Origin of the sequence: Acinetobacter sp. YH12205 (assembly GCF_013418125.1) — a bacterium.
In the GTDB taxonomy this organism is placed as follows: Bacteria; Pseudomonadota; Gammaproteobacteria; order Pseudomonadales; family Moraxellaceae; genus Acinetobacter; species Acinetobacter towneri.
Window position 1 is genome coordinate 216,428 of the sequence record NZ_VPCQ01000003.1, and the last position, 25,240, is coordinate 241,667.

The 25,240-nt window shown below is 42.9% G+C and carries 23 protein-coding genes; 4 read left to right on the top strand and 19 right to left on the bottom strand.

What is annotated here, in order from left to right:
- Positions 1–37: 37 nt before the first annotated feature.
- On the bottom strand, positions 38–799 hold the full coding sequence (locus FTU92_RS05415; RefSeq protein WP_179994130.1) for a ferredoxin--NADP reductase: 762 nt from the start codon (positions 797–799) through the stop codon (positions 38–40).
- Positions 800–883: 84 nt separating this feature from the next.
- Between FTU92_RS05415 and gigC the strand changes: the two genes are divergently transcribed.
- On the top strand, positions 884–1,765 hold the full coding sequence (gene gigC, locus FTU92_RS05420) for a LysR family transcriptional regulator GigC (protein ID WP_004975482.1): 882 nt from the start codon (positions 884–886) through the stop codon (positions 1,763–1,765).
- Between the two features lie 34 nt (positions 1,766–1,799).
- Here gigC and FTU92_RS05425 read toward each other — a convergent pair whose 3' ends face one another.
- The 16 genes from FTU92_RS05425 to ndhC all read right to left on the bottom strand — a co-directional run bounded on the left by FTU92_RS05425 (position 1,800) and on the right by ndhC (position 18,675).
- The gene (locus FTU92_RS05425) at positions 1,800–2,381 is read right to left on the bottom strand and encodes a cold shock domain-containing protein (RefSeq protein ID WP_179994129.1); all 582 of its coding nucleotides are present in this window, start codon (positions 2,379–2,381) and stop codon (positions 1,800–1,802) included.
- An 86-nt stretch (positions 2,382–2,467) separates the two neighbouring features.
- The gene (locus FTU92_RS05430) at positions 2,468–2,761 is read right to left on the bottom strand and encodes a cold-shock protein (RefSeq protein ID WP_180095813.1); all 294 of its coding nucleotides are present in this window, start codon (positions 2,759–2,761) and stop codon (positions 2,468–2,470) included.
- An 81-nt stretch (positions 2,762–2,842) separates the two neighbouring features.
- The gene (gene upp, locus FTU92_RS05435; RefSeq protein WP_019836328.1) at positions 2,843–3,478 is read right to left on the bottom strand and encodes a uracil phosphoribosyltransferase; all 636 of its coding nucleotides are present in this window, start codon (positions 3,476–3,478) and stop codon (positions 2,843–2,845) included.
- Positions 3,479–3,604: 126 nt separating this feature from the next.
- The gene (nuoN, locus tag FTU92_RS05440; RefSeq protein WP_180095815.1) at positions 3,605–5,098 is read right to left on the bottom strand and encodes an NADH-quinone oxidoreductase subunit NuoN; all 1,494 of its coding nucleotides are present in this window, start codon (positions 5,096–5,098) and stop codon (positions 3,605–3,607) included.
- A gap of 3 nt (positions 5,099–5,101) precedes the next feature.
- Positions 5,102–6,715, bottom strand: a complete 1,614-nt coding sequence (nuoM, locus tag FTU92_RS05445) for an NADH-quinone oxidoreductase subunit M (protein WP_004975471.1) — start codon at positions 6,713–6,715, stop codon at positions 5,102–5,104.
- 1 nt (position 6,716) lies between these two features.
- Positions 6,717–8,612: an NADH-quinone oxidoreductase subunit L gene (gene nuoL, locus FTU92_RS05450; RefSeq protein WP_096901802.1), complete on the bottom strand. Its 1,896-nt coding sequence runs from the start codon at positions 8,610–8,612 to the stop codon at positions 6,717–6,719.
- Positions 8,609–8,917 carry an NADH-quinone oxidoreductase subunit NuoK gene (gene nuoK / locus FTU92_RS05455; RefSeq protein WP_004975463.1) on the bottom strand — a complete coding sequence of 103 codons (309 nt, stop codon included), beginning with the start codon at positions 8,915–8,917 and terminating at the stop codon, positions 8,609–8,611. Before nuoK ends, nuoL begins: the two co-directional genes overlap by 4 nt.
- Positions 8,917–9,435, bottom strand: coding sequence for an NADH-quinone oxidoreductase subunit J (gene nuoJ / locus FTU92_RS05460; protein WP_171062597.1), 519 nt, complete (start codon positions 9,433–9,435; stop codon positions 8,917–8,919). The genes nuoK and nuoJ overlap by 1 nt, the downstream gene beginning before the upstream one ends.
- Positions 9,435–9,977, bottom strand: coding sequence for an NADH-quinone oxidoreductase subunit NuoI (gene nuoI / locus FTU92_RS05465; protein ID WP_004975460.1), 543 nt, complete (start codon positions 9,975–9,977; stop codon positions 9,435–9,437). The genes nuoJ and nuoI overlap by 1 nt, the downstream gene beginning before the upstream one ends.
- An 18-nt stretch (positions 9,978–9,995) precedes the next feature.
- A complete protein-coding gene (gene nuoH / locus FTU92_RS05470) occupies positions 9,996–11,015 on the bottom strand; it encodes an NADH-quinone oxidoreductase subunit NuoH (RefSeq protein ID WP_004975457.1) in 1,020 nt (339 codons plus the stop codon).
- A 3-nt stretch (positions 11,016–11,018) separates the two neighbouring features.
- Entirely contained in the window at positions 11,019–13,703 is a 2,685-nt protein-coding gene (gene nuoG / locus FTU92_RS05475) for an NADH-quinone oxidoreductase subunit NuoG (protein ID WP_180095818.1), read from the bottom strand.
- An 11-nt stretch (positions 13,704–13,714) separates the two neighbouring features.
- Entirely contained in the window at positions 13,715–15,052 is a 1,338-nt protein-coding gene (gene nuoF, locus FTU92_RS05480; RefSeq protein WP_004975453.1) for an NADH-quinone oxidoreductase subunit NuoF, read from the bottom strand.
- Positions 15,049–15,558, bottom strand: a complete 510-nt coding sequence (nuoE, locus tag FTU92_RS05485; RefSeq protein ID WP_004975451.1) for an NADH-quinone oxidoreductase subunit NuoE — start codon at positions 15,556–15,558, stop codon at positions 15,049–15,051. The genes nuoF and nuoE overlap by 4 nt, the downstream gene beginning before the upstream one ends.
- 14 nt (positions 15,559–15,572) lie before the next feature.
- Entirely contained in the window at positions 15,573–17,360 is a 1,788-nt protein-coding gene (gene nuoC, locus FTU92_RS05490; RefSeq protein WP_004975450.1) for an NADH-quinone oxidoreductase subunit C/D, read from the bottom strand.
- 85 nt (positions 17,361–17,445) lie between these two features.
- Positions 17,446–18,123 (bottom strand): NADH-quinone oxidoreductase subunit B family protein, encoded by a 678-nt coding sequence (locus tag FTU92_RS05495; RefSeq protein WP_004975447.1) that lies wholly within the window; start codon positions 18,121–18,123, stop codon positions 17,446–17,448.
- A gap of 6 nt (positions 18,124–18,129) precedes the next feature.
- Positions 18,130–18,675, bottom strand: coding sequence for an NADH-quinone oxidoreductase subunit A (gene ndhC, locus FTU92_RS05500; protein WP_004975445.1), 546 nt, complete (start codon positions 18,673–18,675; stop codon positions 18,130–18,132).
- 440 nt (positions 18,676–19,115) lie between these two features.
- Here ndhC and FTU92_RS05505 point away from each other — a divergent pair, with 440 nt between their 5' ends.
- Positions 19,116–19,472, top strand: coding sequence for a hypothetical protein (locus FTU92_RS05505; RefSeq protein ID WP_096901797.1), 357 nt, complete (start codon positions 19,116–19,118; stop codon positions 19,470–19,472).
- A 124-nt stretch (positions 19,473–19,596) separates the two neighbouring features.
- Here FTU92_RS05505 and FTU92_RS05510 read toward each other — a convergent pair whose 3' ends face one another.
- Positions 19,597–20,532, bottom strand: coding sequence for a polyprenyl synthetase family protein (locus FTU92_RS05510; RefSeq protein WP_178866902.1), 936 nt, complete (start codon positions 20,530–20,532; stop codon positions 19,597–19,599).
- 423 nt (positions 20,533–20,955) lie between these two features.
- Positions 20,956–22,146: a 2-methylaconitate cis-trans isomerase PrpF gene (prpF, locus tag FTU92_RS05515; RefSeq protein ID WP_180006239.1), complete on the bottom strand. Its 1,191-nt coding sequence runs from the start codon at positions 22,144–22,146 to the stop codon at positions 20,956–20,958.
- A 321-nt stretch (positions 22,147–22,467) separates the two neighbouring features.
- Between prpF and FTU92_RS05520 the strand changes: the two genes are divergently transcribed.
- Together FTU92_RS05520 and FTU92_RS05525 are read left to right on the top strand one after the other, a co-directional pair.
- Complete coding sequence (locus tag FTU92_RS05520; RefSeq protein ID WP_171287414.1) at positions 22,468–23,823, top strand: amino acid permease; 1,356 nt, start codon at positions 22,468–22,470, stop codon at positions 23,821–23,823.
- 267 nt (positions 23,824–24,090) lie between these two features.
- Entirely contained in the window at positions 24,091–25,209 is a 1,119-nt protein-coding gene (locus FTU92_RS05525) for an ABC transporter ATP-binding protein (protein ID WP_180095820.1), read from the top strand.
- Positions 25,210–25,240 lie beyond the last annotated feature (31 nt).

The following is a 25,240-nucleotide window of genomic DNA, read 5'->3' on the forward strand; positions in this document are numbered from 1 at the left end:
TTTGAACAGTTGATATTTGAATAGTTGTATCACATCCTCACCAATAATTTTCAACTGCAATATTACCTTCCCCGCGGCGATTCATGGTTAAACCACGTGCTTTTAAGGCTTCTTTGGTATCATCAACCATGGCAGGGTTACCGCATAACATCACATGGCTAGTTTCAGGGTTGAGTACACTGCCTGCAGCCTGTTCCAGTTCGCCATTCGCAATTAATACAGGCAAACGATCATGCAAAGCAGCTTGAGGGTCGCGAGTGATAATTGGGATAAACTCAAAGCCTGTATGCCCTTCGCCAAAAGTTTCGGCAATTTCGTGAATTTTATCGACATAAGCTAATTCGGCTTCGGTGCGCACACTATAAACCAAATAGATATATTGATATTTTGTCCACGTTTCAAAATCTTGCAGCATGGATAAAAACGGTGCAAGACCTGTACCTGTGGCCAGTAACCATAAATCGTGTGGGGCAGGCAATTGATAACGCGCCAAGGTCAAAAAACCATAAGGGATTTTTTCCAAGTACAGCTCATCCCCCACTTGAAGGTGCTGCAAGTTAGAAGTAAACGCACCATCTGGCACGACAATTGAGAAAAACTCCAATGTTTCATCAAAGGGTGATGACACCACCGAATAAGCACGTACCACCAATTCATCGCCCACTTTTAACCCGATACGTGCAAACTGTCCTGCGGTAAATTTAAAGTGCGCAGGACGAGTCATGGTGAAGCTAAACAAGGTGTTGGTCCAACGATGAACCGAAAGCACTTTTTCTAAAGTAAATTTTTCAATTGACATGATTTGAGCGTGGCATGAAAGACTGTGCTCATGTTAGCATGTTGGGGTAATTTATGAATATTTTTAAATGTTAAGGCTTGATTCATGCGCATGACTTTACGCCAGTTGGCGGTTTTTGTAGCAGTTGCCCAAGAAGGGACAGTAACCAAAGCCAGTGATGCCGTTAAGCTCACCCAAAGTGCTGCAAGCATGGCCTTAGCAGATTTGGAAGATGGCTTGGGTGCTCCACTGTTTGACCGTTTGGGTAAGCGTCTACAACTAAATGATTTGGGTCGTTTTTTATTGCCACAAGCCTTAGAAATTTTGGGTCGTTGTGAAGCATTTGAGCAAGCCGCTAAAGGTGAGCTGCAAAGCATCGATTTGCGTTTAGGCGCAACTCTCACCATTAGTGACTATTTGATGCCTGATTTAATGGCAGACTTTTTGCAAATTCAGCCGCAGGCGCATTTACAGTTACAAGTGGGCAATACCCGCCAAATGATTGAAGCTGTAAACCAATTTCAGCTAGATTTAGCACTGATTGAAGGTTCTTGTCACTTACCCCAACTCCAATGTATTCATTGGCGTGATGATGAACTTGCAGTGTGCTGTGCGCCAAGTCATCCTCTAGCGCAGTTAAACCGTGCTTTAAGCATTGCAGATTTTGAAGATGCCGAGTGGATTTTACGTGAAGAAGGTTCAGGTACCCGTGAAGTGTTTGACAATGCAATTTTAAAAGACCTGCCTGATGCCAATATTCGTTTAACTTTGGGTCATAACGAAGCGATTTTAAAAATTGTCGCAGGTGGGATTGGTATGTCGTGTATTTCACGATTGGCGATTGAACCTTTACTAGAAAAAGGTCAATTGGTGATTTTAGATACACCTTTCTGGCAACTGACGCGCCCGTTATTCATGTTGGTGCATCGTCAGAAATACCAAGGGCCTGGCTTAAAGGCATTTATGAAGTTTTGCGACGCGAAATAGTTTATAAAAGAGTACCGATGATGGTACTCTTTTTTTAGCGATTAAACTGACTCTCACACGGTATGCCGTCACCATCACCGTCCATTTTAGTATTTGGACAATTTCGTATAAAGAATAATGCTTCTTCGTAAGACGTCATTTGACTACAGTGCTCACGCCCATCACAAGTAAAGTTCTGTTCAACAACAGGAACTTCTACTACTTTTTGTACTGATAAAGCTTCAGGCTGACTATTTTGCCAAGCTTGGTACTTATTAAATACTGCATAAGCCAAGCCGAATATAATCAATATACCCATATAAGTCACAAAATTGGATGAGTTATTTTCAGACTTCTGCTGTCTTTTATGATTCTGCTTTGTCGTATGAATTGCCCTTGATTGAGGTGTATGCCTTTCGACTGCAACCTTAATATCTAGACGGACAATATTATCTGCTTTGAACTTGCCATTTTCTTCTACTTTACGAAATTTTAGATTTTCTCCCACTTTTAGTGGAATATTTTTATTGGGAAAATCTTTAATATGAAAAAATAAATCTTTAGGCTCTCCTTCTATTTGAATAAAACCAAAGCCTCGTTCTTCGTTATAAGTTTTTATTTTCCCTTCTAAAAACATAAATTACTCTTTTCACGTTAATTTTTGATTATTGTACAAAAAAAGAGGCGAGAATGCCTCTTTTCTGTGCATGAAAACATTTAAAACTAACGCTTTAAGTTTGATAACAATGCAGACGTAATCGACGTATTCGCAGCAACCGCTTTGGCCTTTTTCGCTTTTTTGGATTTATCTTCTACAGGTTCAATATTAATGGCTTTATAACGATCACCATTTTGAACCACATTAAATTTAACCCGATCATTGCGCTTTGGATCGCCTTCAGCCGCAGAAAAATCCGAGATATGGAAAAACACTTCACCTTCAGGTGCGACAATAAATCCATAGCCTTTTTCGGCATTGTATTGTTTGATTTTCCCTTGATATTGTTCAGATTTCATGGCTTAACCTTTTACGAGCTGCACTATATGTGAGTATATAAAAAAGAGACAGTTAATGCCTCTTTTTTACCAACATTCAGCTTAATCTTTTTGGACTGAACCAAAAATTTTATCGCCTGCATCACCCAGGCCAGGCACAATATAACCATCTTGGTTTAAACCTTCATCAACCGATGCAGTAAAGATCACCACATCTGGATGCGCGGCTTCTACACGTTGAATGCCTTCTGGCGCTGCAACCAAAACCATCACACGGATGTCTTTACAACCACTGGCTTTGAGCAAATCAATTGCTGCCACTAAAGATGAACCTGTGGCAAGCATAGGGTCAATAATCATCGCGATACGATTTTGTACATCTGGTACTAATTTTTTGTAGTAAGTACGCGCTTCTAAAGTTTCTTCATCGCGTTCCAAGCCAAGTACAGACACTTTAGCACTTGGAATCAGGTTCAAGAAACCATCTAACATGCCAATACCTGCACGTAAAATTGGCACAACCGTAATTTTTTTACCCGCAATACGGTCTACAGTGACTGCACCATTCCAACCCGCAATTTCGTGCTCGACCACTGGCAAATCTTTAGTCGCCTCATAAGTCAGCAGCATGGTCACTTCTTGTGCCAATTCACGGAAGTTTTTGGTGCTGATATCAGCACGACGTAATAGCCCTAATTTATGACGAATAAGCGGATGTCGGATTTCATGAATAGCCACGGGAGAACACCTAAAAGGAAAGAAAAGCAAATATCATTTTATTATATGCTGTTTTTATTGTGTATATAAACCAAAAAGCCTTCAATTTATGAAGGCTTTTTGACTGAAAGTTAAACTTCTTTCAAATTATTGCTGTGACAGCATGAAATGGATTGGTGACAAAATTTCAGCTTCAAGTGCAATTTTGATAATTGGGTCTGGATAAACACCAATCACCAATACCGCTAAAGCTGCAGCCAATACCATAATACCGCCCACTTTTTGACCCCAATGATCGACAGCATCCATTTTTGGTTCGTCTGGCGGTGTCATATACATCACCACCATAACGCGCAAGTAGTAGTACAAACCAATACCTGAACCTACGATGATCATCGCAGCTAAGAACCAGTGCTGAGTCGTGACCGCAGCCATCACTACCAAGAACTTACCAATGAAGCCTGCAGTGAGTGGAATACCCGCAAGAGAAAGCATCATCACGGTTAAGACAGCAGTCAATACTGGACGACGCCAGAACAAACCACGGTAGTCAGCCAAGCTTTCTGCTTCAGCTACGTTGTTATACGGGCTAGACATTAATGCGACTGCACCAAACGCACCAATAGTGGTTAAGACATAAGTAATCACATAAACGCTGACATTGCCCAAGCTTGCATAAGTCATGCTGATTAAACCAATCATCAAATAACCGAAGTGTGCAATTGATGAGTAAGCTAAAATACGTTTCAAGTTCACTTGACGTACAGCAAGGAAGTTACCCAGCAAAATTGAAAGCACAGCAATAATGGTCATGATGGTCACAATCGAGTCAATCAGGATTGCACCTGAACCCAACATGTAACGCACAAATACACCAATGGTTGCTACTTTCGCTACAGTCGCAAGGAAAGTTGCGATTGGTGCAGGTGCACCGTCATAAACGTCTGGTGTCCATTTGTGGAATGGTGCCAAAGATAGTTTAAATGCCACCGCAAAGATAATTAAGCCTAAACCTAAAATCACCAATGGCTGTTGGATATTTTGCATTAATGCTTGCACAGAGTCATAGAACGACAATGAACCTGTGTATGCATAAATGTACGCCATACCCATAAGCAACATTGCTGAAGCAGTTGCAGACAATACCAAGTACTTCACGCCCGCTTCTAAAGATTTAGAACGCTGGTGGGTATATGCCAATAAGCCATACAAAGGAATTGACATTAATTCAAGGCTAATGAAGAACGATGCATAGTGCGAACTTGACACCATCAACATAGCGCCCGCCACTGAACACAACATTAAGATGTAGAGTTCTTCGCGGTTGTCTTTATACGTTTCAATATACGCATGTGACAAAGTAGAACATGCCAATGCAGCGATCAGAATCACCAGTTGATATAACAAGGTGAACGGATCAATCATAAACATGCCCATCACGCTGGCAGGAGCAAAATTCCCGCCAAACATCATGAGTAAAAGGTAAGCAGCAGCGAGGTTCAAGCCCACCACTGATGCTGTAGCAATTAAGTTATGGTTACGCTTAATTGCAGTAAGGATCATCACGATAATCGCAGTTAAAGCCACGATCATCACAGGAGCTAAAGGCATAAGCTCAGAAAATGACATTGTGAAGTTCATGGCTTATTGGATCTCCACATTTTCGAGTTGAGCTGTTACTTCTTGCGTAACTTCAACTACTTCTTGAACTGGGATGTAGCTATTTGCTAACCACGCCATACTTGAATTTGAAATATCAAGGAAGGTTTGTGGATACAGACCAAGCCATACTAGACCCAGCGCACAAATTGAAAGAATCACAACTTCACGTGCATTTAAATCTTTTAACGGATTTGCATAGTGCTGTTTTTGCTCTTCATTTGGTACACCAAACAAAGCTTTGTGAATCAGGATTAAACCGTAAACACCTGCAAAAACTAAGCTGATTGCCGCAATAATTGTGAAGGCTGGGAACTGTTCAAATGAACCCATCAAAATCAGGAATTCACCAATAAAGTTACCTAAACCAGGAATACCGACTAACGCAGCCACAAAGAACATCAGGAAGAATGAAAGGTATTGGAATTGACCACGAATACCGCCCATTAAACGCATGTCACGTGTATGTACGCGCTCGTAAATTTGACCACACATAATGAACAATGCAGCAGATGACAAGCCATGTGCCAACATCATGATCATTAAGCCTTGGTAAGTCAGGATATTACCTGCATAAATTGCAAGTAATACGAAGCCCATGTGCGAAATTGAGGTATAGGCAAGTAAACGCTTCATATCGGTTTGCTGGAAAGCACACCACGCGCCGTAGAACACCCCAATTAAACCCAAAATAATGGCGATGTCTGCAAACTGAGCAGAAGCCGCTGGGAAGAATGGAATCACGAAACGTAATAAACCGTATGCCGCAGTTTTAATCAAAATACCTGCAAGGTCGACAGAACCCGCTGTAGGCGCTTGTGCGTGTGCATCTGGTAACCAACCGTGTAATGGGAAAACTGGAAGTTTTACCGCAAAACCGATGAATAAACAGATCATGAAGGCATAAGCGACTGCTGGTAATTGTGCGTCAAGTGTATTCGCTACAGCCAATAAATAGTTGTAGTTGAATGAAATAGTACCTGACATCATGTATCCATAGATCACTAGACCTAAGATACCAATCAACATGATTAAACCAGCAACTTGCGTGTAGATAAAGAATTTGGTTGCAGCGTAAACACGTGAACGACCATTTGAACCTTTATGACCCCATAACGCAATCAGGAAGTAGATTGGTACAAGCATCATCTCCCAGAAGAAGAAGAACAGGAACAAGTCAATCGCAAGGAATACACCAATTACCCCACCCAAAGACCATAAAAGGTTAAGGTGGAAGAAACCAACGTTCTTTTGAATTTCACCAAATGAACAGCCTACCGCTAAAATACCCAGTAATGCGGTTAAACCCACCATGAGTAAAGATAAGCCATCCACCGCTAAGTGAATGTTGATGCCTAGGGTTTGAATCCAAGGCAACATAAATTCAGCCGACCAAGTTGGAACTTGAGCGCCTAATTCATAGTTATAGCTAGCTCCTTGCCACAATGCGACAGTTAAGCCCAAAGTAACGAGCATACCCACTAAAGCAATGTAACGCGGTAATTTATCGTCGAGTTTATCGACCAACCAGCAAATAAAACCTGCAATGAACGGAACAAGGATCAGCGCGGGTAGAATTAAATTGTTTGGAGTATCCATCTTATTTCCCCACGACCTGAATCACGATCAAGATCATTAGTAAGACCACCACACCAAGTGCCATACTTGATGCGTACTCACGCAATGAACCTGTTTGACGTGAACTTGTGAAGCTATGACCACCTTTCACCAGTGCAGGCAGTACCAACCACATACCATCAACTGGATCACGACCTAATAGTTTGGCAATCAGCAAGAATGGTTTTACAAATACGATGTCATACAACGCATCGAAACCAAGTGCATTACGGCAAATGTTGGCAAGGCCTGCGCCCAATGAAGTTTGCGCAAAACCTTTTACAGCATTGTAAGCAAAGGCAAATAACACCACACCTACTGCTAAACCAGCCAAAGCCACACCAATTGCAACATACTCTGCACCATGTGCGCCTGCTTCTAATGCTTCAGGAATCACAAATGCTGGGATTTTTGCAGCATCAAGAATGCTCATCACTGGTGCTTTTAATACAATCGCTAAACCAGTTGAAAGTACTGCAAGCACTGCCAATGGGAACCAGTAAGTTGCGCCTTTGATCTCGTGATACGGTGTGTTTTCTTTACCAAAGAATACAACCCAAATTAAGCGGAATGTATAAATTGACGTTAAGAATGCACCTGCTACACCCACCCAATATAAGGTGTTATATAGCGGAATACCTGCGATATGACTTTGCGTCCAAACTGCTGCCAAAATAGCGTCTTTTGAGAAGAAACCAATGGTCAAGAATGGAATCGCTGCCAATGCACCGCCACCAATTGCGAAACATGCAAATAGGAATTTGTTCTTGTAGAACAAGCCACCCATTTTGAAAATGTTTTGTTCGTGATGGTAAGCCAAAATCACCGCACCAGAAGACAAGAATAATAATGCCTTGAAGAATGCGTGAGTTAACATGTGGAATAGACCCGCTTGGTATGCTTCTGCACCAACTGCCATAAACATATAACCCAGCTGACTCATAGTTGAGTAAGCCAAAATACGTTTGATGTCGGTTTGAACCAATGCTGCAAAACCAGCAACTAGCAAGGTCACAGCACCTGTAATTGAAATGAATAACATCACTTCAGGTGCAAGTTCAAATACGCTGAACATACGGCAGCATAAGTAAACACCCGCAGTTACCATGGTTGCAGCGTGGATTAATGCAGATACAGGTGTAGGACCTGCCATCGCATCGGCTAACCAAGTTTGCAACGGAATTTGTGCAGATTTACCCGCAGCACCCAAGAACAACATTAACGCTGTCCAAATGGTGATCGACGAGCTTTGAGTCATTACATTGGCTGCATTTTCTACGATGTATTGTGTGTTCAACGTACCAAATTGTTGATACAACAAGAACAACGCGATCAGTAGGAAAACGTCACCCACACGTGTTACGGTAAATGCTTTGATTGCTGCAAAACCGTTTGCAGGGTTTTGGTAGTAATAACCAATCAGCAAGTAAGAGCACAAACCTACACCTTCCCAACCTAGGAACAATAACGCCAAGTTATCGCCAAGTACCAACAACAACATGCTCGCAACGAACAAGTTGAAGTAAGAGAAGAAACGTGCAAAGTCTTCTTCACCACGCATATACCATGATGCAAAGATGTGAATTAAGAAACCCACGCCTGTAATCATGCCCAGCATGAGCAAAGATAAACCGTCTAAGTGCAAGCTAAACGCAGGTGCAAAACCACCCACATTGAACCAAGTCCATAAATGTTGAGTCGTTGCAACCGAACCGTTGTTCACAAAGTCCATGCCTGCAATTAGCGCAAATAATGCAGACAGACCCACTGAACCTACGCCAATAATCGCAGCAACTTTTTCAGGTAAGTTGTTACGCCCTGCCGCTAAAAGGATAAAACCAATGAGCGGAAACAATACTGTTAGATATAAATAACTCATCCGCGCATCTCACTAGCAGCATCCACATCCAAATGATGGAAGCGATGATAGAACTGAAGGACGATCGCAAGACCGATACACGCCTCTGCCGCAGCAAGTGTCAAGATCAAGATAAACATGATCTGACCATCTGGTTGTACCCATGCACTACCAGCCAAGACAAACGCCAATGCCGCAGCGTTCATCATGATTTCAAGGCCCATTAAAATAAATAGTAGGTTGCGTCGCACCATCACACCGTAAAAACCGAGTGCAAAAAGAATGGTCGCGACAATCAAACCATGTTCTAAAGGGATGTTGCCCATTATTCTTTTTCCTCTTCTGCACTTGGTTCACGTTTACCGATGTGGAAGCCTGCAACCAAAGCTGCAAGTAATAACATTGCGGCAACTTCAACCAACAATAAGTACTGAGTAAAGAGTGCTTGACCCACTGCTTTTGGACCCACCATTTCGGTGCCCATAAGCGCGCTTGGTGCAGTGTAGTCTGAGCTTAATGACCACACTAAAACCAAACCAATTAGGAAGCTCATCAAAGCTGGGTATGCCCAAGTTGATGAAGTCAACCATTTACGCTCTTGCTCAACAGTTTGCTGACCAAGGTTGAGCATCATCACCACGAATACGAACAAGACCATGATCGCACCCGCATAAACAATGATTTCTAAGGCACCAGCAAATGGTGCACCCACGATCATGAACATGCCTGCAACCGCAAGTAATGACACGATCAAGCTTAATAAAGCATGTACTGGGTTCGCGTTAGTCACTACACGAACCGTAGAAACAATGGCCACGAGTGCCATCAAGTAAAACGGCCACATCATGGTAATAGACTCCGTACATCAATAGGTGCGCTTTCACGTTGCGCTTGACCTTTGTCTTTACCTGTAACAGCCATACCCGTTACACGGTAGAAGTTGTAGTCAGGATATTTACCAGGACCTGAAATGAGTAAGTGTTCTTTCTCATACACCAAGTCTTGACGCACATATTCACCTAACTCAAAGTCAGGTGTTAACTGAATTGCAGTCGTTGGACATGCTTCTTCACACATACCGCAGAAAATACAGCGTGAGAAGTTGATACGGAAAAACTCTGGGTACCAACGACCATCTTCCTGTTCTGCTTTTTGCAGTGAAATACAACCTACTGGACAAGCAACTGCACAGAGGTTACATGCTACACAACGCTCTTCGCCATCTGGATCGCGTGTTAACACAATACGACCACGGAAGCGTGGAGGTACAATTTCTTCGGCTGGTACTTCCGGATACAAAATGGTGTCACGTTTACGTGTCACGTGCGAGAAAACCATCCACAGTGAACGTACAATTGACCCAAACCCAGCTAGAAACTTAAACATATTGTTCTCCCTGCTGTCTTAGGCCGAATGATTCATAAGAATCACAGCACCAGTTACCAAAAGGTTAACAAGCGCCAATGGCAAGCAAATTTTCCAACCAAAGTTCATCACTTGGTCATAACGCGGACGCATTAAAGAACCACGAGCCAAGACAAACATCATCACAAAGAATGCTGTTTTGATAATGAACCAGAAAGCTGCTGGAATGAATGGAATTTCAAGGTTAAACGGCGCTAGCCATCCACCGAAGAATAGAGTCACGATAAGCGCAGAGATCAGTACCACGTTGACATATTCTGCAACGAAGAACATCCCCCACTTCATACCGCCATATTCGACGTGATAACCTTCAGCCAATTCTTGTTCTGCTTCTGGTTGGTCAAATGGGTGACGGTGAGTTACCGCAACGCCTGCAACCACGAAAATCAAGAAACCTAAGAATTGTGGAATCACAAACCAAACATCACGTTGCGCTTCAACAATTTCACGCATGTTGAATGAGCCTGCAATAGCAACCACACCCATGAGTGAAATACCCAAGAACACTTCATAAGAAATGGTTTGCGCGGCTGAACGTAAACCACCAAGCAAGGCGTATTTGTTATTTGATGACCAACCACCGAATAACACCGCATACACTGCGATACCTGCCATTGCCATAAAGAACAACAGGCCAATGCTCATGTCTGCCACACCTAAATAAGGTGATACAGGAATAACCATGAACGACAGTACCGCAGTTGCCATTGCAACTGCTGGTGCCATACGGAACGTAAGTTTGTCGGCAAATTTTGGTGTCCAGTCTTCTTTGAACATGATTTTCAGCATGTCGGCAACAATCTGGAACATACCGCCTGGACCTACACGGTTCGGACCATAACGGTCTTGCCATAAGCCCAGTAAACGACGCTCAATAAAAGACATGAGTGCAGCAATCAATACCACAACCAGTAAGATGACAATCGCTTGAATGACTGAATAGGCAATTGGCCAGTTCTCAGCCCACAGCGGCGTCTGACGGATTAATTCTTGTTGCATGAATTACACTCCTACCGCGACTGAAACAGGCTCTGCAAGAGATACCGTTGGTGCAAGACCAATTGGGTAGCCAATATAACCTGTAGGTAAATATTCAATCACTTGTACTGGCAACACGATAGATGTTTCGCCTGCTTGTACAGTAATTGTTTGACCATCTTGTAGATTCAAACGCTGCGCATCCTGCGTACCTACAGCAAATACTGCTTCAGGAATACGTGATTCCATTGCAGGAGTTTTCACCGTAAATTCCCCCGATGCAAAAATGTGATGCATTGGAATTAAACGGAAGCTGTCTGGATTTGCAAGTACTGGTGCAGGTGCAACATAGCTACGTGCAGGACGTTTCGCCAAACGGTCGAATAAACGAATACCTGCGTCACCACCTTTTAAGTGACCACCCACGTTGTCTTGGAATTTGTTCCAAGCTTGTGGCGAGTTCCAACCTGCAGACCAAGCAAATGGTACAAGTGCCGCTGGCGTTTGATTACCCACATAACCTTCCATAGAGAATGTTAATGCTGAATCTACATCGACAGGTTGTTTTGGTTCGTGAATGGATAACGGTGCACGCATAGCGGTACGACCTGAGTAACGACGTGGTTCACGCGCAACTTTTAAGCCATGTACACGGAAACCTGCATCTGGTGCAACATCTTGAATTGCTTCAAGTGCTGGAACATTCTTCACTACAGATTCAATCACGTCATCTAAAACAGTCCAAGCAATTGCTTTGCCTTTTAAGCCTGTTTCAAGTGCGTGTAACCAGCGCCAAGATTCTTTAATCGCCAATTCAGGTTTGTAGTAGCTTGGGTCATAAACTTGGAAGAAGCGTTGTGCACGACCTTCCTGACTCACCACCGTACCATCACCTTCCGCGAAGCTTGCTGCAGAAAGTACGATATTGGCTTTTTGCACAGTTGCGGTTTCAGCATGATCTAGCACGATGACATCTTGTGCTTTCGCTAAAGCTGCATCGACTTGTACTGCAGGTAAACGACGATATAAGTCATTTTCAACCACAATCACAGCATCATAATCTTGTGCAAATGCTTGCTCTAAGCTTTGCCCACCAAATATAGCCAAGCCCATTGAGTTCACTTCTGGCACAGTTAAGCTTAAACCTGCGTTTTCACCCAAGTTTTGTGCCACTTGTGCAGCCGCTTCCATAATGGCAGCGTCTAGTAAGCTTGTACCTGAAATCACCAATGGTTTTTTCGCAGCTTTTAACGTGTCAGCAATGGTTTGTGCAAATGCTTTCGCATCGTCATCTAAACCTGTGATCACGTCACCTGCAACCGCAGCAGCAATGGCAAAACCTAAACGTGCGATATCATTTGGAGAAGCAACCACTTCACCTGTTGCGACATCAGCTAAACGAGTTTGCGTTGCAGCCAAAATGTAAATTGGTGATTTTGCATCTTGCGCAATACGTTGCACAGGTTCAGCCAACCAATCTGGCGTACGACGCTCTGCCGCCATTTCTTTGGCTTTGTTTTTCGCCGCTTGACGAACAGACAACGCCATACGTGGTGCAGTTTGGGTTAAATCTTCACCCAAAATTAACACAGCATCGTAGTCTTCAATTTCACGCATACCCGGGTTGTAAATCCCTTCGGTTTGCATGATTGAAGCTGCAAGTTCAACCAAGTTTTGCTCTTTTTGCGATAAACCTGTTGAGTAGTTGTCTTGGCCAACCAACTCACGCAAAGCAAAGTTTGATTCAAGCGATGCACGCGGTGAACCAATACCCAAAACTTTTTTGCCTTGAACTTTGGCAATAATCGTATCAAGAGCAGTATCTACAGAAACGGTTTCTACGCTCGCACCGTTACGGAACTGTGGCTGACGTGGACGATCTTCACGGTTCACGTAACCTGTACCGAAACGACCTTTATCGCATAGGAAGTATTGGTTGACTTCACCGTTAAAGCGGTTTTCTACACGACGCAATTCGCCATAACGCTCACCCGGAGAGATGTTACAACCTGAAGAACAGCCTTGGCATACGCTAGGCGCATACTGCATGTCCCACTTACGGTTATAACGCGCAGAGTGAGTTTTGTCGGTGAATACACCTGTTGGACAGACTTCAGTCAAGTTACCTGAGAATTCAGATTCCAAAGTACCCGATTCAGGACGACCAAAGTAAACACGTGATGCGTTGGCATAGACACCAAAGTCTGTACCGCCTGCATAGTCTTTGTAGTAACGCACGCAACGATAACACGCGATACAACGGTTCATTTCATGCGCGATGAACGAACCAAGCTCTTGGTTATAGTGAGTACGTTTAGTAAAGCGGTAACGACGACGATCGTGCTGTGTCATTACAGTCATATCTTGTAAATGACAGTGACCACCTTCTTCACAGACTGGACAGTCGTGTGGGTGGTTGGTCATCAAGAACTCTACAATTGAAGCACGGAACTCAGTTGCTTCCTTGTCTTCAATCGAGATATAGGTATTGTCAGCAGCAGGTGTCATACATGACATCACCAAGCGACCACGAGTATCTTCAGGGTTCGCATATTGGGTCACGGCACATTGACGGCAAGAACCGACAGAACCTAAGGATGGATGCCAACAAAAGTACGGAATGTCGATCCCAAGGCTCAAACATGCTTGCAGCAAGTTTTCCGAGCCATTGACTTCGTACGATTTTCCATCGACATGAATTGTAGCCATAGTCGAATTCCTTAAGCTTGTTCTACGTTGCTAGCTTGAGCAGCAGGACGGCTATTTGCCACTTTTGCTTCAAACTCGCCACGGAAATATTTGAGTGCGCCCATTAATGGCTCCATCGCACCTGGTGCGTGAGCACAGAAGGTCTTACCAATCCACAATTTTTTGGTGAGTTCTTGAAGATGTTGAATGTCTTCTTCTTTCCCTTCGCCATTTTCAATTGCTTTGAGTGCTTTTACAGCCCACGGTAAACCATCACGACATGGGGTACAGAAACCACATGATTCGCGCGCAAAGAATTCTTCTAAGTTACGGGTTGCAGAAACCATACATTGGGTTTCATCGACCACCATAAGCAAACACGTGCCTAAACGTGAACCTGCCTTCATGATGCTTTCTGCATCCATAGGCAAGTCAATGTGTTCTGCTGCCAAGAAGTCGGTAGATGCACCACCCGGTAACCATGCTTTTAGCTTCAAGCCATCACGCATGCCACCCGCATAGTCTTCAATTACTTCACGTGCAGTCGTACCAAATGGAAGCTCCCATAGACCTGGGAATTTCACCTTACCAGAAGCACCGTAAATTTTTGTGCCAGGGTCTTTCGATTTACCTGCAGATAAACCGATATACCACTCTGCACCACGCAACATGATTGCAGGTAAGTTGTTATAGGTTTCTACGTTGTTGACAATCGTTGGACGACCCCATGCCCCTGCAACTTGCGGGAATGGTGGTTTAGTACGTGGGTTAGCACGACGACCTTCAAGCGAGTTAATCAATGCGGTTTCTTCACCACAGATATAACGACCTGCGCCCGTGTGCACGTATAGTTCAAAGCCCCAGTTAGTACCTAAAATGTTTTCGCCCAAATAACCTTTGGCACGAATTTGCTCAATCGCTTCATTTAAGTACTGTGCAGCTTCGATGTATTCGCCACGAATAAAGATATAGCCGTGGGTTGCTTCAAGCGTGTACGCAGCAATCAGCATACCTTCAATCAGTTGGTGTGGAAGTTTTTCCATCAACAAACGGTCTTTGAAAGTACCCGGTTCCATCTCATCGGCATTACAAATCAGGTAACGTGGACCTGAATTGTCGTTTGGTGCCATCAGTGACCATTTGATCCCTGCTGGGAAGCCTGCACCACCACGACCTTTCACTGTCGCAGCTTTAATGACTTCAAGCACATCTTTAGGCGGCATAGAAATCGCTTTCTTAAAGCCTGCATAGCCTTCTAGTGCTTCGTAATCATCTGCATTACGCACGTGCTCTTGCTTGCTTAAACGCCAAGTTAATGGATGCGTTTCTGGGTTACCGTCACCATAAATTGGTCTTGGTTCGGTATTCATACATACTTCTCCAATAACTGTTGCACCGATGTCACCTCAACTAAACCGTGAGTATCTTCATCAATCATCAAGGTTGGACCCTTATCGCAATTTCCTAAACAGCAAATTGGCAATAACGTGAAACGACCATCTGCAGTCGTTTGACCAAACTGAATGCCTAATTCACGCTGGAATGCTTCTGCAAGTGTTTCTGCACCCATCAAAAAGCATGCAATCGAGTCACACAATAAAATCACGTGACGACCTACAGGCTGGCGATAAATACGGTTATAGAATGTTGCGACACCTTCTAAATCAGCAACGCTGATGGTTAGAAGCTGTGCAATCGCATTTAACTGCGCATCATCTACCCAGCCATTACGGCGCTGTACACACTTCAAGGCATCTAAAGATGCTGCACGTGGGTACGGATAATGACCAATGTGATGTTCAATTTCATGGATTTCTTCCGCAGTCAAAATCCCTTCAACATTCACACGTGGCTTTTTATCAGTCAAAATCATCATAATGCGTTTACCCCTTAGCGATCCACGTCTGCCATTACGACGTCAATGGTCGCTAAATAAATGATTAAGTCAGATACCAGACTGCCGTTAATCACAGAAGGCATTTGCTGTAAATGCGTGAAAGTTGGTGTACGAATACGGGTACGGTAACTCATCGTTGACTTATCTGAAGTCAAGTAGTAGTTCGATGCACCTTTCACCACTTCTGCCATTACAGATGCTTCACCAGCAGGCATTACAGGACCCCAAGACACGCTTAAGAAGTGCGTAATCAGGGTTTCAATATCTTGTAATGTCTTGTCTTTTGGTGGTGGAACAGCCAATGGATGGTCTGCTTTATATGGACCAGATGGCATGTTATCTAGACATTGTTTGATGATTTTCAATGACTCTTCGATTTCACGGAAGTGAACCAGTACACGAGCGTAAGCATCGCCTTCGTACTCTACAGGTACTTCGAAGTCATAGTTTTCATAACCACTGTATGGACGGTATTTACGCACGTCAAAGTCGATACCTGTTGCACGTAAACCAGTACCTGTCACACCCCAAGCCAAGGCAGATTTCGCATCATACTGCGCTACACCTTGCGTACGACCCATGAATACCGAGTTGCGTAATGCCGCAGTGTAGTATTCGTTCATACGTTTTGGCATCCACTCTAAGATTTCACGAATCAGGTGTTGCCAGTTGTTTGGTAAGTCGTGTGCGGTACCACCGATACGGAACCATGCTGGATGCATACGGTAACCCGTAATAGCTTCAATCGCATCGTAGATTTTTTGACGGTCTGCGAACATATAGAATACAGGGGTCATACCGCCCGCATCCTGAATTGCAGTACCAATGAACAATAAGTGGTTATTGATACGGAACAATTCCGACATCATGACACGGATACATTGTGCGCGGTCTGGCACAGTAATGCCTGCCAGTTGTTCCACACCCATGACATACGGCATGTTTTGCGCACAACCACCCAAGTAGTCCACACGGTCTGTATAAGGAATGAATGAATGCCAAGTTTGACGCTCAGCCATCTTTTCCACACCACGGTGGTGATAGCCGATATCTGGCACACAGTCTTTCACTTCTTCACCATCCAACTGCAAAATTACACGGAACGCACCGTGCGCAGATGGGTGGTTAGGACCCAAGTTCAGGAACATGAAGTCTTCGTCTTTATTACCGCGCTTTAAGCCCCAATCTTCAGGCACAAAGCGAAGGTGTTCTTGCTCGAAGTCTTGTTTGGCTTGGTTCTGCATATACGGTGTATATTCCGTTGCACGTGCAGAATACTCTTTGCGTAACGGATGACCTTCCCAATATGTTGGCAACAAGATACGACGAAGCATTGGATGCCCTTCGAAGTTGATACCAAACATATCGTAAGCTTCACGCTCGTACCAGTTGGCATTTGGCCAAATGTTGGTTGCTGTTGGAATATTGAGATCACTCTCATTCAACGCAACTTTAATACGAATGTCCGTGTTACGCTCTAGCGATAACAAGTGATAGAACACAGTAAAGTCAGACGCAGGTAGACCATCGCGGTGAGTACGCAAACGCTCATCTACCGCAGACAAGTCGAACAACATCACGTATGGACGTGACACTGTACGCAAGAACATTAAAACTTCTTGTACACGTGCGCGCTCAACCCAGACTGTTGGAAAATCTTCAAAAGTCGTTTGCACATAGAAGTTCTCACCAAATTTGGTTTTAAGCTCTTCTACAATTGCAAATGCTGGGCGTGAATCAACTGCTGTTGATTCTGGCATAGCAATGTCAGTTTCAGCCATTGGCTTGGCTTCCTATTTAATACAAATTCAGTCAACCTAAACGACAACTACACCCGTCGGGTGCATCAATATTTGTACGTTTAAATTATTTAATTTCATCCATAGAGCGTAAGTTTTTCACCGCAATACGCTGCGCATTCTTACGGTCACGTTCTGGCATCATCTTCGGCTTATATACTGGCTTAAGATCATCACCAATCACCGCAGACAACGGACGACGCTCTAATTGAATTTGGTCTTGTAATAACATCAATGCTTGGATTAATGCTTCAGGACGTGGTGGGCAACCCGGAATGTACACATCCACAGGAATGATTTTATCCACACCTTGCACAACTGAATAAATGTCGTACATACCACCTGAGTTTGCACATGCGCCCATTGAGATTACCCACTTAGGCTCAAGCATTTGCTCGTACAAACGTTGAATTACAGGTGCCATTTTCACAAAACACGTACCTGCAACAATCATCAAGTCTGCCTGACGCGGTGAAGCACGAATAACTTCTGCACCAAAACGTGACAAGTCATGCACACCTGTTAAGGTAGTTGCATACTCTACGTAGCAGCACGATGTACCAAAGTTAAACGGCCAAACTGAGTTCTTACGTCCCCAGTTTACTGCTGTATGTGCCAAGTCCTCTAAACGAGTCATGAACACATTTTTATTCACTTCTTCTTCAAGCGGATCGGTTACGATCTGACGCTCTTGAAGTGGATATTGATCAGCATCGGGATTCGCACGGGTTAAGGTATATTTCATCCCGAGTTACTCCTTGTCAGATGAGGTAGTCGCAGATTTTTTTACACGACCAGAGGATTGAGCTGGAATTTGACCGGTAGGGTCCGTTACCAATTCTTCAATTGAGTTAAAGCGTGTGATTTCTGCAAGATCCATATTTGGCGAACCAATTTTAGGTTTAATCCCTGCTGCTTTACGCTTATCAGATGGAGCCCAGTTCAGCGCACCAGTTGATAATTCATAAATTAAGCCAACGAGTAAAACTAAAATAAATACAGCAGCCGTTGCAAAGCCCACCCAACCTACTTCACGAACAGAAGCTGCCCATGCGTATAGATAAAGTGCTTCTAAGTCGAAAACAACGAAGAAAATTGCAACCAAATAGAACTTTGCAGATAAGCGGATACGTGCTCCACCAGCACCTACAACACCCGACTCAAACTGCTCTTGCTTCGCACGCCCCCATGATTTACCCCCAAGGAGTAAAGGAACGGTCAGCATAAAGACGCATAAAAATGTAACGCCGATCACGAAGGCAATAATTGCCCATTCGTATGGAGTAATGGCACTCATGCGGGGATAACTCCTGGCAGGCCTATTTATTAACAAAGAATGTATGTATTGGCCTTCAAATACACCAAACACAAAATTAATCACGCCAATTGTACCTGATTTATGATTTCACTTGCTAGTTCATAAGTCTTAGTCTTTCGGATGATTTTTTATTCAAATACTTGATATTTTAGAATTCCACTACTCCGTAGGGCTCTTAATCGCTTTAACAAATAGATAAGTCAGTTGTGATTATTTTTTCCAAAACACCAATTGAGCGGTTCGTTGCAAAGTTTTTAAATTTATAGAGAGATCATCGCAACTTCAGGTTTCAGCTTAGTTTAAGCCGCACAAAATTTTGTGTAGTTTTTGCAACTTAGACCCTGAGTTTCTTTAATTTTTCACCCAGAGTGTGCTATTCCTAGTAAGCATTAAAAATTTGAATAATAAGGAGTAAACACATGAGCTTAGACTATACCCACAAACCAAATTACTTTATGTTTGCGCAATTATTTATTCGTCATTTGCAAAATTATTTTGAAAAACATCCTGACGCACAAAATGCAATTTTTGACCTGCGTGATATTTACGAGTTATTTCGCCAAGACAAAGCATCTGCCACCATTAATTTAGACGGCATTATGAATATTGCAGATGAATACCGCCTTGAAACCTTACAAGGCGATCAAAAATTAATTAGCCGTTATGCGATTGATCCACAAAATAATTCTTTGTTGGTAGATTTTAACCGCGAGGCTTTAGACAGCTTAAAACAAGGCAAAGCAATTTTACCACCTGATGCAACGCTACAAGAATAAAGCCGTATAGAATCTGCATTAAAGTGTGTCGCTTAAAACAGCTAACACTTTCATAAAGCACAAAAAAGCGAGCATCTGCTCGCTTTTGAGTATTGAGAGCCACAAGCCCTCCATCTAGAATAATTTAGCTTTTACGTGACAATAAAAACTCGGAAATTTGCTGTAACTCTAAGACGGTATCAGTTTTAAAATATGCCAACGCAGCAAAGGCTTGATCGTGCAATTCTTGTGCATAAGCTTGTGCTTTTTCCAAGCCCATGAGTGCAGGATAGGTCGATTTTTCAACTTGTTCATCTTTCCCTGCAGTTTTACCTAGTACTTCAGTATCCGAAATAATATCTAAAATATCGTCTTGTACCTGAAAGGCTAAACCAATCGCCTGCGCATATTCACGCAATTGCGGAATCGCTTTATCTCGTCCATCAAACACGGTCACAGCGGCCATCATCACCGCTGCAGAAATTAACGCCCCTGTTTTATTACGGTGGATATTTTCCAAAGTCGCCTGATCTACCTGTTTACCTTCAGACTGCAAGTCTAAAACCTGACCACAGACCATTTTTGAAGAAGCGGTGGCTAAAATTTGCATCTGTTTGAGCACAATGCCTTGATCTACTGCAACAGCCTGATCAAACAAACGACTGCCTAAAATTTCAAATGCCATCGACTGTAAAATGTCGCCTGCCAACAATGCTGTATCTTCACCATACGCTGCATGGCACGTCGGTTGCCCACGACGCAACAAGTCATTGTCCATACACGGCAAGTCATCATGTGCCAATGAATAGCAATGAATCAGCTCAATCGCAACTGCAGCACGGCGTACCGCAGCAGAGTTTTGATTCGGTCTTAATGCTGCGGTGGCATAACACAAGGCAGGGCGAACACGTTTTCCACCCAACATGACGGCATGATGCACGGCAGACTTTAACGGTTCTGGCAATGCAAAAGCCTCTAAAGCGGTAAGCAAGTCTTGCTGAATACGTTGTTGGGCTGCGGTTAATGCATGCGCCTGTAAATCGTGAAGTGATGACACATTCGCCTCGAGTGGTTGGTTCATGTCTAATAAGCAGTAAGCTGCCTGTGTTGCAGCATTGTACCTGTAATTCAAAGTTTTTTAAGCCTTAACTGAACTGATATAACATTTCAGCCATAAGAAAGCCCCTATCGAAATAGAGGCTATATGTAGTTAATTAGGGTCTGTTGACACTTCATCTATGTTTGCGACAACGCATATTTTTTAGCTGATATAAGGCATGGGACAGGAAATTTAGTCATTCTAAATGACTGGCACATAACGCAATAGCAGCAAAAAATATGCTTGTCCTGAAAGGCTGTGGCTAAAACTTTCTCAGATTGCGTTATGAAACTTGGCAATAGACCCACTATTCCCTGCGTTTCATGCCTGATCTGCTCAGTTTTAGCCTACAGCGCAAGCCATTTATGAAATGTCAACAAACCCCAAATCTGTTCGAAGCAAAACTTATTCTAATGTTTCCGCAGGTACACGCACCCAACCTTCCATTAATACACGTGCACTACGGCTCATCACAGCTTTTTTGACTTGCCATTGTCCATTTTCCTGCACGGCTTGCGCACCCACACGAAGCGTACCTGATGGATGTCCAAAGCGCACTGCTTCACGCTCTCCCCCGCCCGCAGCCAAGTTGACCAATGTTCCCGGAATGGCTGCAGCTGTACCAATCGCGACTGCTGCTGTACCCATCATGGCATGGTGTAATTTACCCATCGACAATGCACGTACCAATAAATCGGTATCTTCAGCCTGAATTTGTTTACCACTTGAAGATACATAACTTTTTGGCGCAGAAACAAAGGCAATTTTTGGCGTATGTTGGCGTTTTTCAGCTTCAGCAATTTCCTGAATCAAACCCATTTGTTTAGCACCATAAGCGCGAATGGTTTCAAAACGTGCCAAAGCTTGTGCATCACCATTGATTGCATCTTGCAGTTCTGTGCCTGTATAACCAATTTCTTCTGCATTTAGGAAAATTGTTGGAATACCCGCATTAATAAAGGTCGCTTGGAATGTTCCAATATCTGGCACATGCAAAGTGTCCACCACATTTCCAGTTGGGAACATCGCCCCACCTTCTTCGCCATCATCGGCAGGGTCTAAGAATTCAATTTGTACTTCTGCGGCAGGAAAAGTCACGCCATCCAACTCAAAATCACCCGTTTCCTGCACCTGACCATGCGTCATTGGAACATGCGCAATAATGGTTTTTTCAATATTTTTCTGCCAAATACGTACGGTACAAATGCCGTTTTGTGGAATTTTACTGGCATCAACCAAGCCATTGCTGATCGCAAATGCACCGACTGCAGCTGTTAAGTTACCGCAGTTGCCACTCCAATCGACAAATGGCTGATCAATCGAAACTTGCCCAAACAAATAATCGACATCGTGATCGGGTTGAGTGCTTTTGGCTAAAATTACGGTTTTACTGGTACTTGAGCTTGCACCGCCCATTCCATCAATTTGTTTGGCATAAGGGTCTGGACTGCCAATCACACGTAATAAAATTTGATCTCTAATTTTGCCTGGCTGCTGTGCCGCTGCAGGTAAATCATCAAGTTTAAAAAATACGCCTTTACTGGTACCGCCGCGCATATAAGTCGCTGGAATTTTAACTTGTGGTGCAAAACGCATGAATTTTATTCCCTTGTTTTTTGATTGTTATGGCCATATAAAAAGACCCTTTTGCATCATAACGGTTTTTATTCAAAAGGTATCGCGGTCTTGACTTAAGTATAAAAAAACAACATTTGGTAAATTTTACCCTAACCAGTCATCTTGATTTATAAGGCAAAAATAAAATTAATATATTGATTCACTTATCTTTTATACAAATAAAAACCATAAAATATTTTAATATTTATCATAAATTTATTTCATTATTGTCTAGCTACTAGGCTAATGAAATTTGATCTATTACAATCTTGTCACTTTTTCCTTGTCGGGCTGAATACTTTGAACAACGAGTCTTCACAACTTCAGCGTGGCTTAAAGAACCGCCATATTCAATTGATTGCCATGGGTGGAGCAATTGGTACAGGCTTATTCTTAGGTTCCGCGCAGGTCATCCAATCTGCTGGCCCTTCTATTATTTTGGGTTACGCCATTGGTGGTCTTATTGCATTTTTAATTATGCGCCAATTGGGGGAAATGATTGTTCATGAGCCCGTTGCAGGATCATTCAGTCACTTTGCCTATAAATATGCAGGTAAATTCCCTGGCTTTTTAGCAGGTTGGAACTACTGGATTTTGTATATTTTGGTGGCAATGGCAGAACTCACCGCAGTTGCCAAATATATTAACTACTGGTGGCCGCATATTCCTGCTTGGACTTCGGCACTGTTCTTTTTCATTGTGATTACCATTATTAACTTGGGCAATGTAAAGTTCTATGGTGAGTCAGAATTCTGGCTAGCAATCATTAAAGTCGCTGCTGTGGTTTCGATGATTGTGTTTGGTTTATATCTCTTACTTTCTGCAGATGCCAATTCAACCGCATCATTCAGCAACCTTTGGGCGCATGGGGGGTTCTTCCCGAATGGCTTTGAAGGTCTGTTCTTCATGCTTGCATTCCTCATGTTTGCCTTTGGCGGCATTGAGTTGATTGGTATGGCTGCCGCAGAAGCGCAAGATCCTGAAAAAACCATTCCTAAAGCCATTAACCAAGTGGTGTTCCGTATTCTAATTTTCTATATCGGTTCACTCACCATTCTATTGTCTTTAGTGCCTTGGAATCAGTTAGATTTAGGTGGTTTAGATAAAAGTCCATTCGTAATGATTTTTAGTCAAATGGGCATTGAATGGGCAGCGCACTTACTGAATTTCGTGATTTTGACTGCGGCACTTTCTGTGTATAACAGTGGGATGTATGCCAACAGCCGTATGCTGTTTGGTTTGGCCAAACAAGGTAACGCACCAAAAATTTTCCTAAAAGTGAATAAACAAGGTGTGCCAATTCCAGCAGTATTATTCTCTGCGGTATTAATTTTCGGCTGTGTATTGTTGAACTACTTTGTACCCGAAGAAGCTTTAAGCCACCTCATGTATATTGTTGTGGGTGCATTGGTTTTAAACTGGGCGATGATCAGTTTGACTCACCTTAAATTTACCAGCACACTGAAAAAATTAGCGATTCCAACTAAGTTCCCTGCGCTATGGTCACCATTTAGCAACTATTTGGTTTTAGCGTTTATTGCAGTGGTACTTTATATTATGTGGACACAAGGCTTTAAAGAATCAGTCATTATGATTCCTGTATGGGTGGTCTTGATGTACATTTTATTTAGAGTGCTTAATGCGAAAAAACCTTAATTTGCATAGTACGCATAGTACAGATTTCTAAAAATTAAAAAGTTATTGCTTCGGCAGTAACTTTTTGCTTTTAAGCCCCCCTTTTAATAGCCCATAAATAAAGTGCTGCACTTAAAATAATTTAAATTCCAACCTATTGTTTTCAGTTGATATTTCAACTTTTTGTAGCAAAAACTACATCATTTACATTCTAAATGATAAAAAGACTCTACATGAGAAGAGTTCTTAGTTATCATTTGAGCACAAAATTTGTCGTGTGAATAAACTATGAATGCGTACGCTGCTCAACCTGCCAATGTCTTGACGATCCAACAGCTCAGTAAAAAGTTTGGTTCGCGTTTTGCAGTGCAACAAGCAACATGGTCAGCGATGAGTGGACAAATTGTGTGTTTATTAGGTCATTCAGGCTGCGGCAAAACCACAATGCTACGTCTGATTGCAGGCTTGGAAACACCAAGCAGCGGCACAATCCAACTGGAACAAAATACCTTGTGGAGTGAGCAAGCACAGATTCCTGCGGAAGCACGCAATATTGGTTTAGTGTTTCAGGATTATGCACTTTTCCCACATTTAAGTGTGTTAGACAATGTTATGTTTGGCTTAAAGAAATTTCCCAAAGCGCAGCGGGAAACCATTGCCAAACAAGCTTTAGCGCATGTTTCCATGTTGCATCATCAAGACAGCTATCCATATACACTTTCGGGCGGCGAACAACAACGCGTTGCCTTAGCACGTGCCTTAGCACCAGAACCGCAAGTTTTGTTGATGGATGAACCTTTTTCAAATTTGGATCATCGTCTGCGTGATCAAATTCGTCAAAATACCATTCAACTCCTCAAACAAACTGCAACGACTACGGTTATCGTGACACATGACCCAGAAGAAGCATTGCAAATTGCCGATCAAATTATTTTGATGCATCAAGGGCAAATTATTCAAATTGGTTCACCGAAACAACTTTATTTACAGCCGAAAACGTTGTTTGCTGCACGATATTTTTCTTCGTTGAATGAAATTCCAACGCGCATCAAGCAGCAAGAAATTCACACTGTATTTGGCAAGATTGATTTACCAGAACATGTAAACGCTCAAGACTCAATCGTTTGCTGCTTCCGTCCGCATCAATTGCGCCTCAGCCAAACACCAAGTGAAAATGCATTGCCAGCAAGCATTGTGTCATCAAGTTTTATGGGCCATGCGCAACAACTGCGTCTAAAACTACGCGATCACGATCTCACTCTTTTGGCACAAGTGAACCACCTTCAAGATATTCAACCTACTGATCAGGTCTATGTTTCTGTCGATTTAAACAGCTGTTATTACTTGGCTTCTGATGAGCAATCAGCCACCACACCGCCTTCTTCTCAGACCGCGATTCAGGTTTAGATTTCAATTTAAATTTTTTAATTAGGAATAC

What these genes read in the sequence shown, in the direction of transcription:
- FTU92_RS05415 (WP_179994130.1), bottom strand. Translation starts at nt 799, where the DNA reads ATGTCAATTGAAAAATTTACTTTAGAAAAAGTGCTTTCGGTTCATCGT.
- gigC (WP_004975482.1), top strand. Translation starts at nt 884, where the DNA reads ATGCGCATGACTTTACGCCAGTTGGCGGTTTTTGTAGCAGTTGCCCAA.
- FTU92_RS05425 (WP_179994129.1), bottom strand. Translation starts at nt 2,381, where the DNA reads ATGTTTTTAGAAGGGAAAATAAAAACTTATAACGAAGAACGAGGCTTT.
- FTU92_RS05430 (WP_180095813.1), bottom strand. Translation starts at nt 2,761, where the DNA reads ATGAAATCTGAACAATATCAAGGGAAAATCAAACAATACAATGCCGAA.
- nuoN (WP_180095815.1), bottom strand. Translation starts at nt 5,098, where the DNA reads ATGAACTTCACAATGTCATTTTCTGAGCTTATGCCTTTAGCTCCTGTG.
- nuoM (WP_004975471.1), bottom strand. Translation starts at nt 6,715, where the DNA reads ATGGATACTCCAAACAATTTAATTCTACCCGCGCTGATCCTTGTTCCG.
- nuoL (WP_096901802.1), bottom strand. Translation starts at nt 8,612, where the DNA reads ATGAGTTATTTATATCTAACAGTATTGTTTCCGCTCATTGGTTTTATC.
- nuoK (WP_004975463.1), bottom strand. Translation starts at nt 8,917, where the DNA reads ATGGGCAACATCCCTTTAGAACATGGTTTGATTGTCGCGACCATTCTT.
- nuoJ (WP_171062597.1), bottom strand. Translation starts at nt 9,435, where the DNA reads ATGTGGCCGTTTTACTTGATGGCACTCGTGGCCATTGTTTCTACGGTT.
- nuoI (WP_004975460.1), bottom strand. Translation starts at nt 9,977, where the DNA reads ATGTTTAAGTTTCTAGCTGGGTTTGGGTCAATTGTACGTTCACTGTGG.
- nuoH (WP_004975457.1), bottom strand. Translation starts at nt 11,015, where the DNA reads ATGCAACAAGAATTAATCCGTCAGACGCCGCTGTGGGCTGAGAACTGG.
- nuoG (WP_180095818.1), bottom strand. Translation starts at nt 13,703, where the DNA reads ATGGCTACAATTCATGTCGATGGAAAATCGTACGAAGTCAATGGCTCG.
- nuoF (WP_004975453.1), bottom strand. Translation starts at nt 15,052, where the DNA reads ATGAATACCGAACCAAGACCAATTTATGGTGACGGTAACCCAGAAACG.
- nuoE (WP_004975451.1), bottom strand. Translation starts at nt 15,558, where the DNA reads ATGATGATTTTGACTGATAAAAAGCCACGTGTGAATGTTGAAGGGATT.
- nuoC (WP_004975450.1), bottom strand. Translation starts at nt 17,360, where the DNA reads ATGGCTGAAACTGACATTGCTATGCCAGAATCAACAGCAGTTGATTCA.
- FTU92_RS05495 (WP_004975447.1), bottom strand. Translation starts at nt 18,123, where the DNA reads ATGAAATATACCTTAACCCGTGCGAATCCCGATGCTGATCAATATCCA.
- ndhC (WP_004975445.1), bottom strand. Translation starts at nt 18,675, where the DNA reads ATGAGTGCCATTACTCCATACGAATGGGCAATTATTGCCTTCGTGATC.
- FTU92_RS05505 (WP_096901797.1), top strand. Translation starts at nt 19,116, where the DNA reads ATGAGCTTAGACTATACCCACAAACCAAATTACTTTATGTTTGCGCAA.
- FTU92_RS05510 (WP_178866902.1), bottom strand. Translation starts at nt 20,532, where the DNA reads ATGAACCAACCACTCGAGGCGAATGTGTCATCACTTCACGATTTACAG.
- prpF (WP_180006239.1), bottom strand. Translation starts at nt 22,146, where the DNA reads ATGCGTTTTGCACCACAAGTTAAAATTCCAGCGACTTATATGCGCGGC.
- FTU92_RS05525 (WP_180095820.1), top strand. Translation starts at nt 24,091, where the DNA reads ATGAATGCGTACGCTGCTCAACCTGCCAATGTCTTGACGATCCAACAG.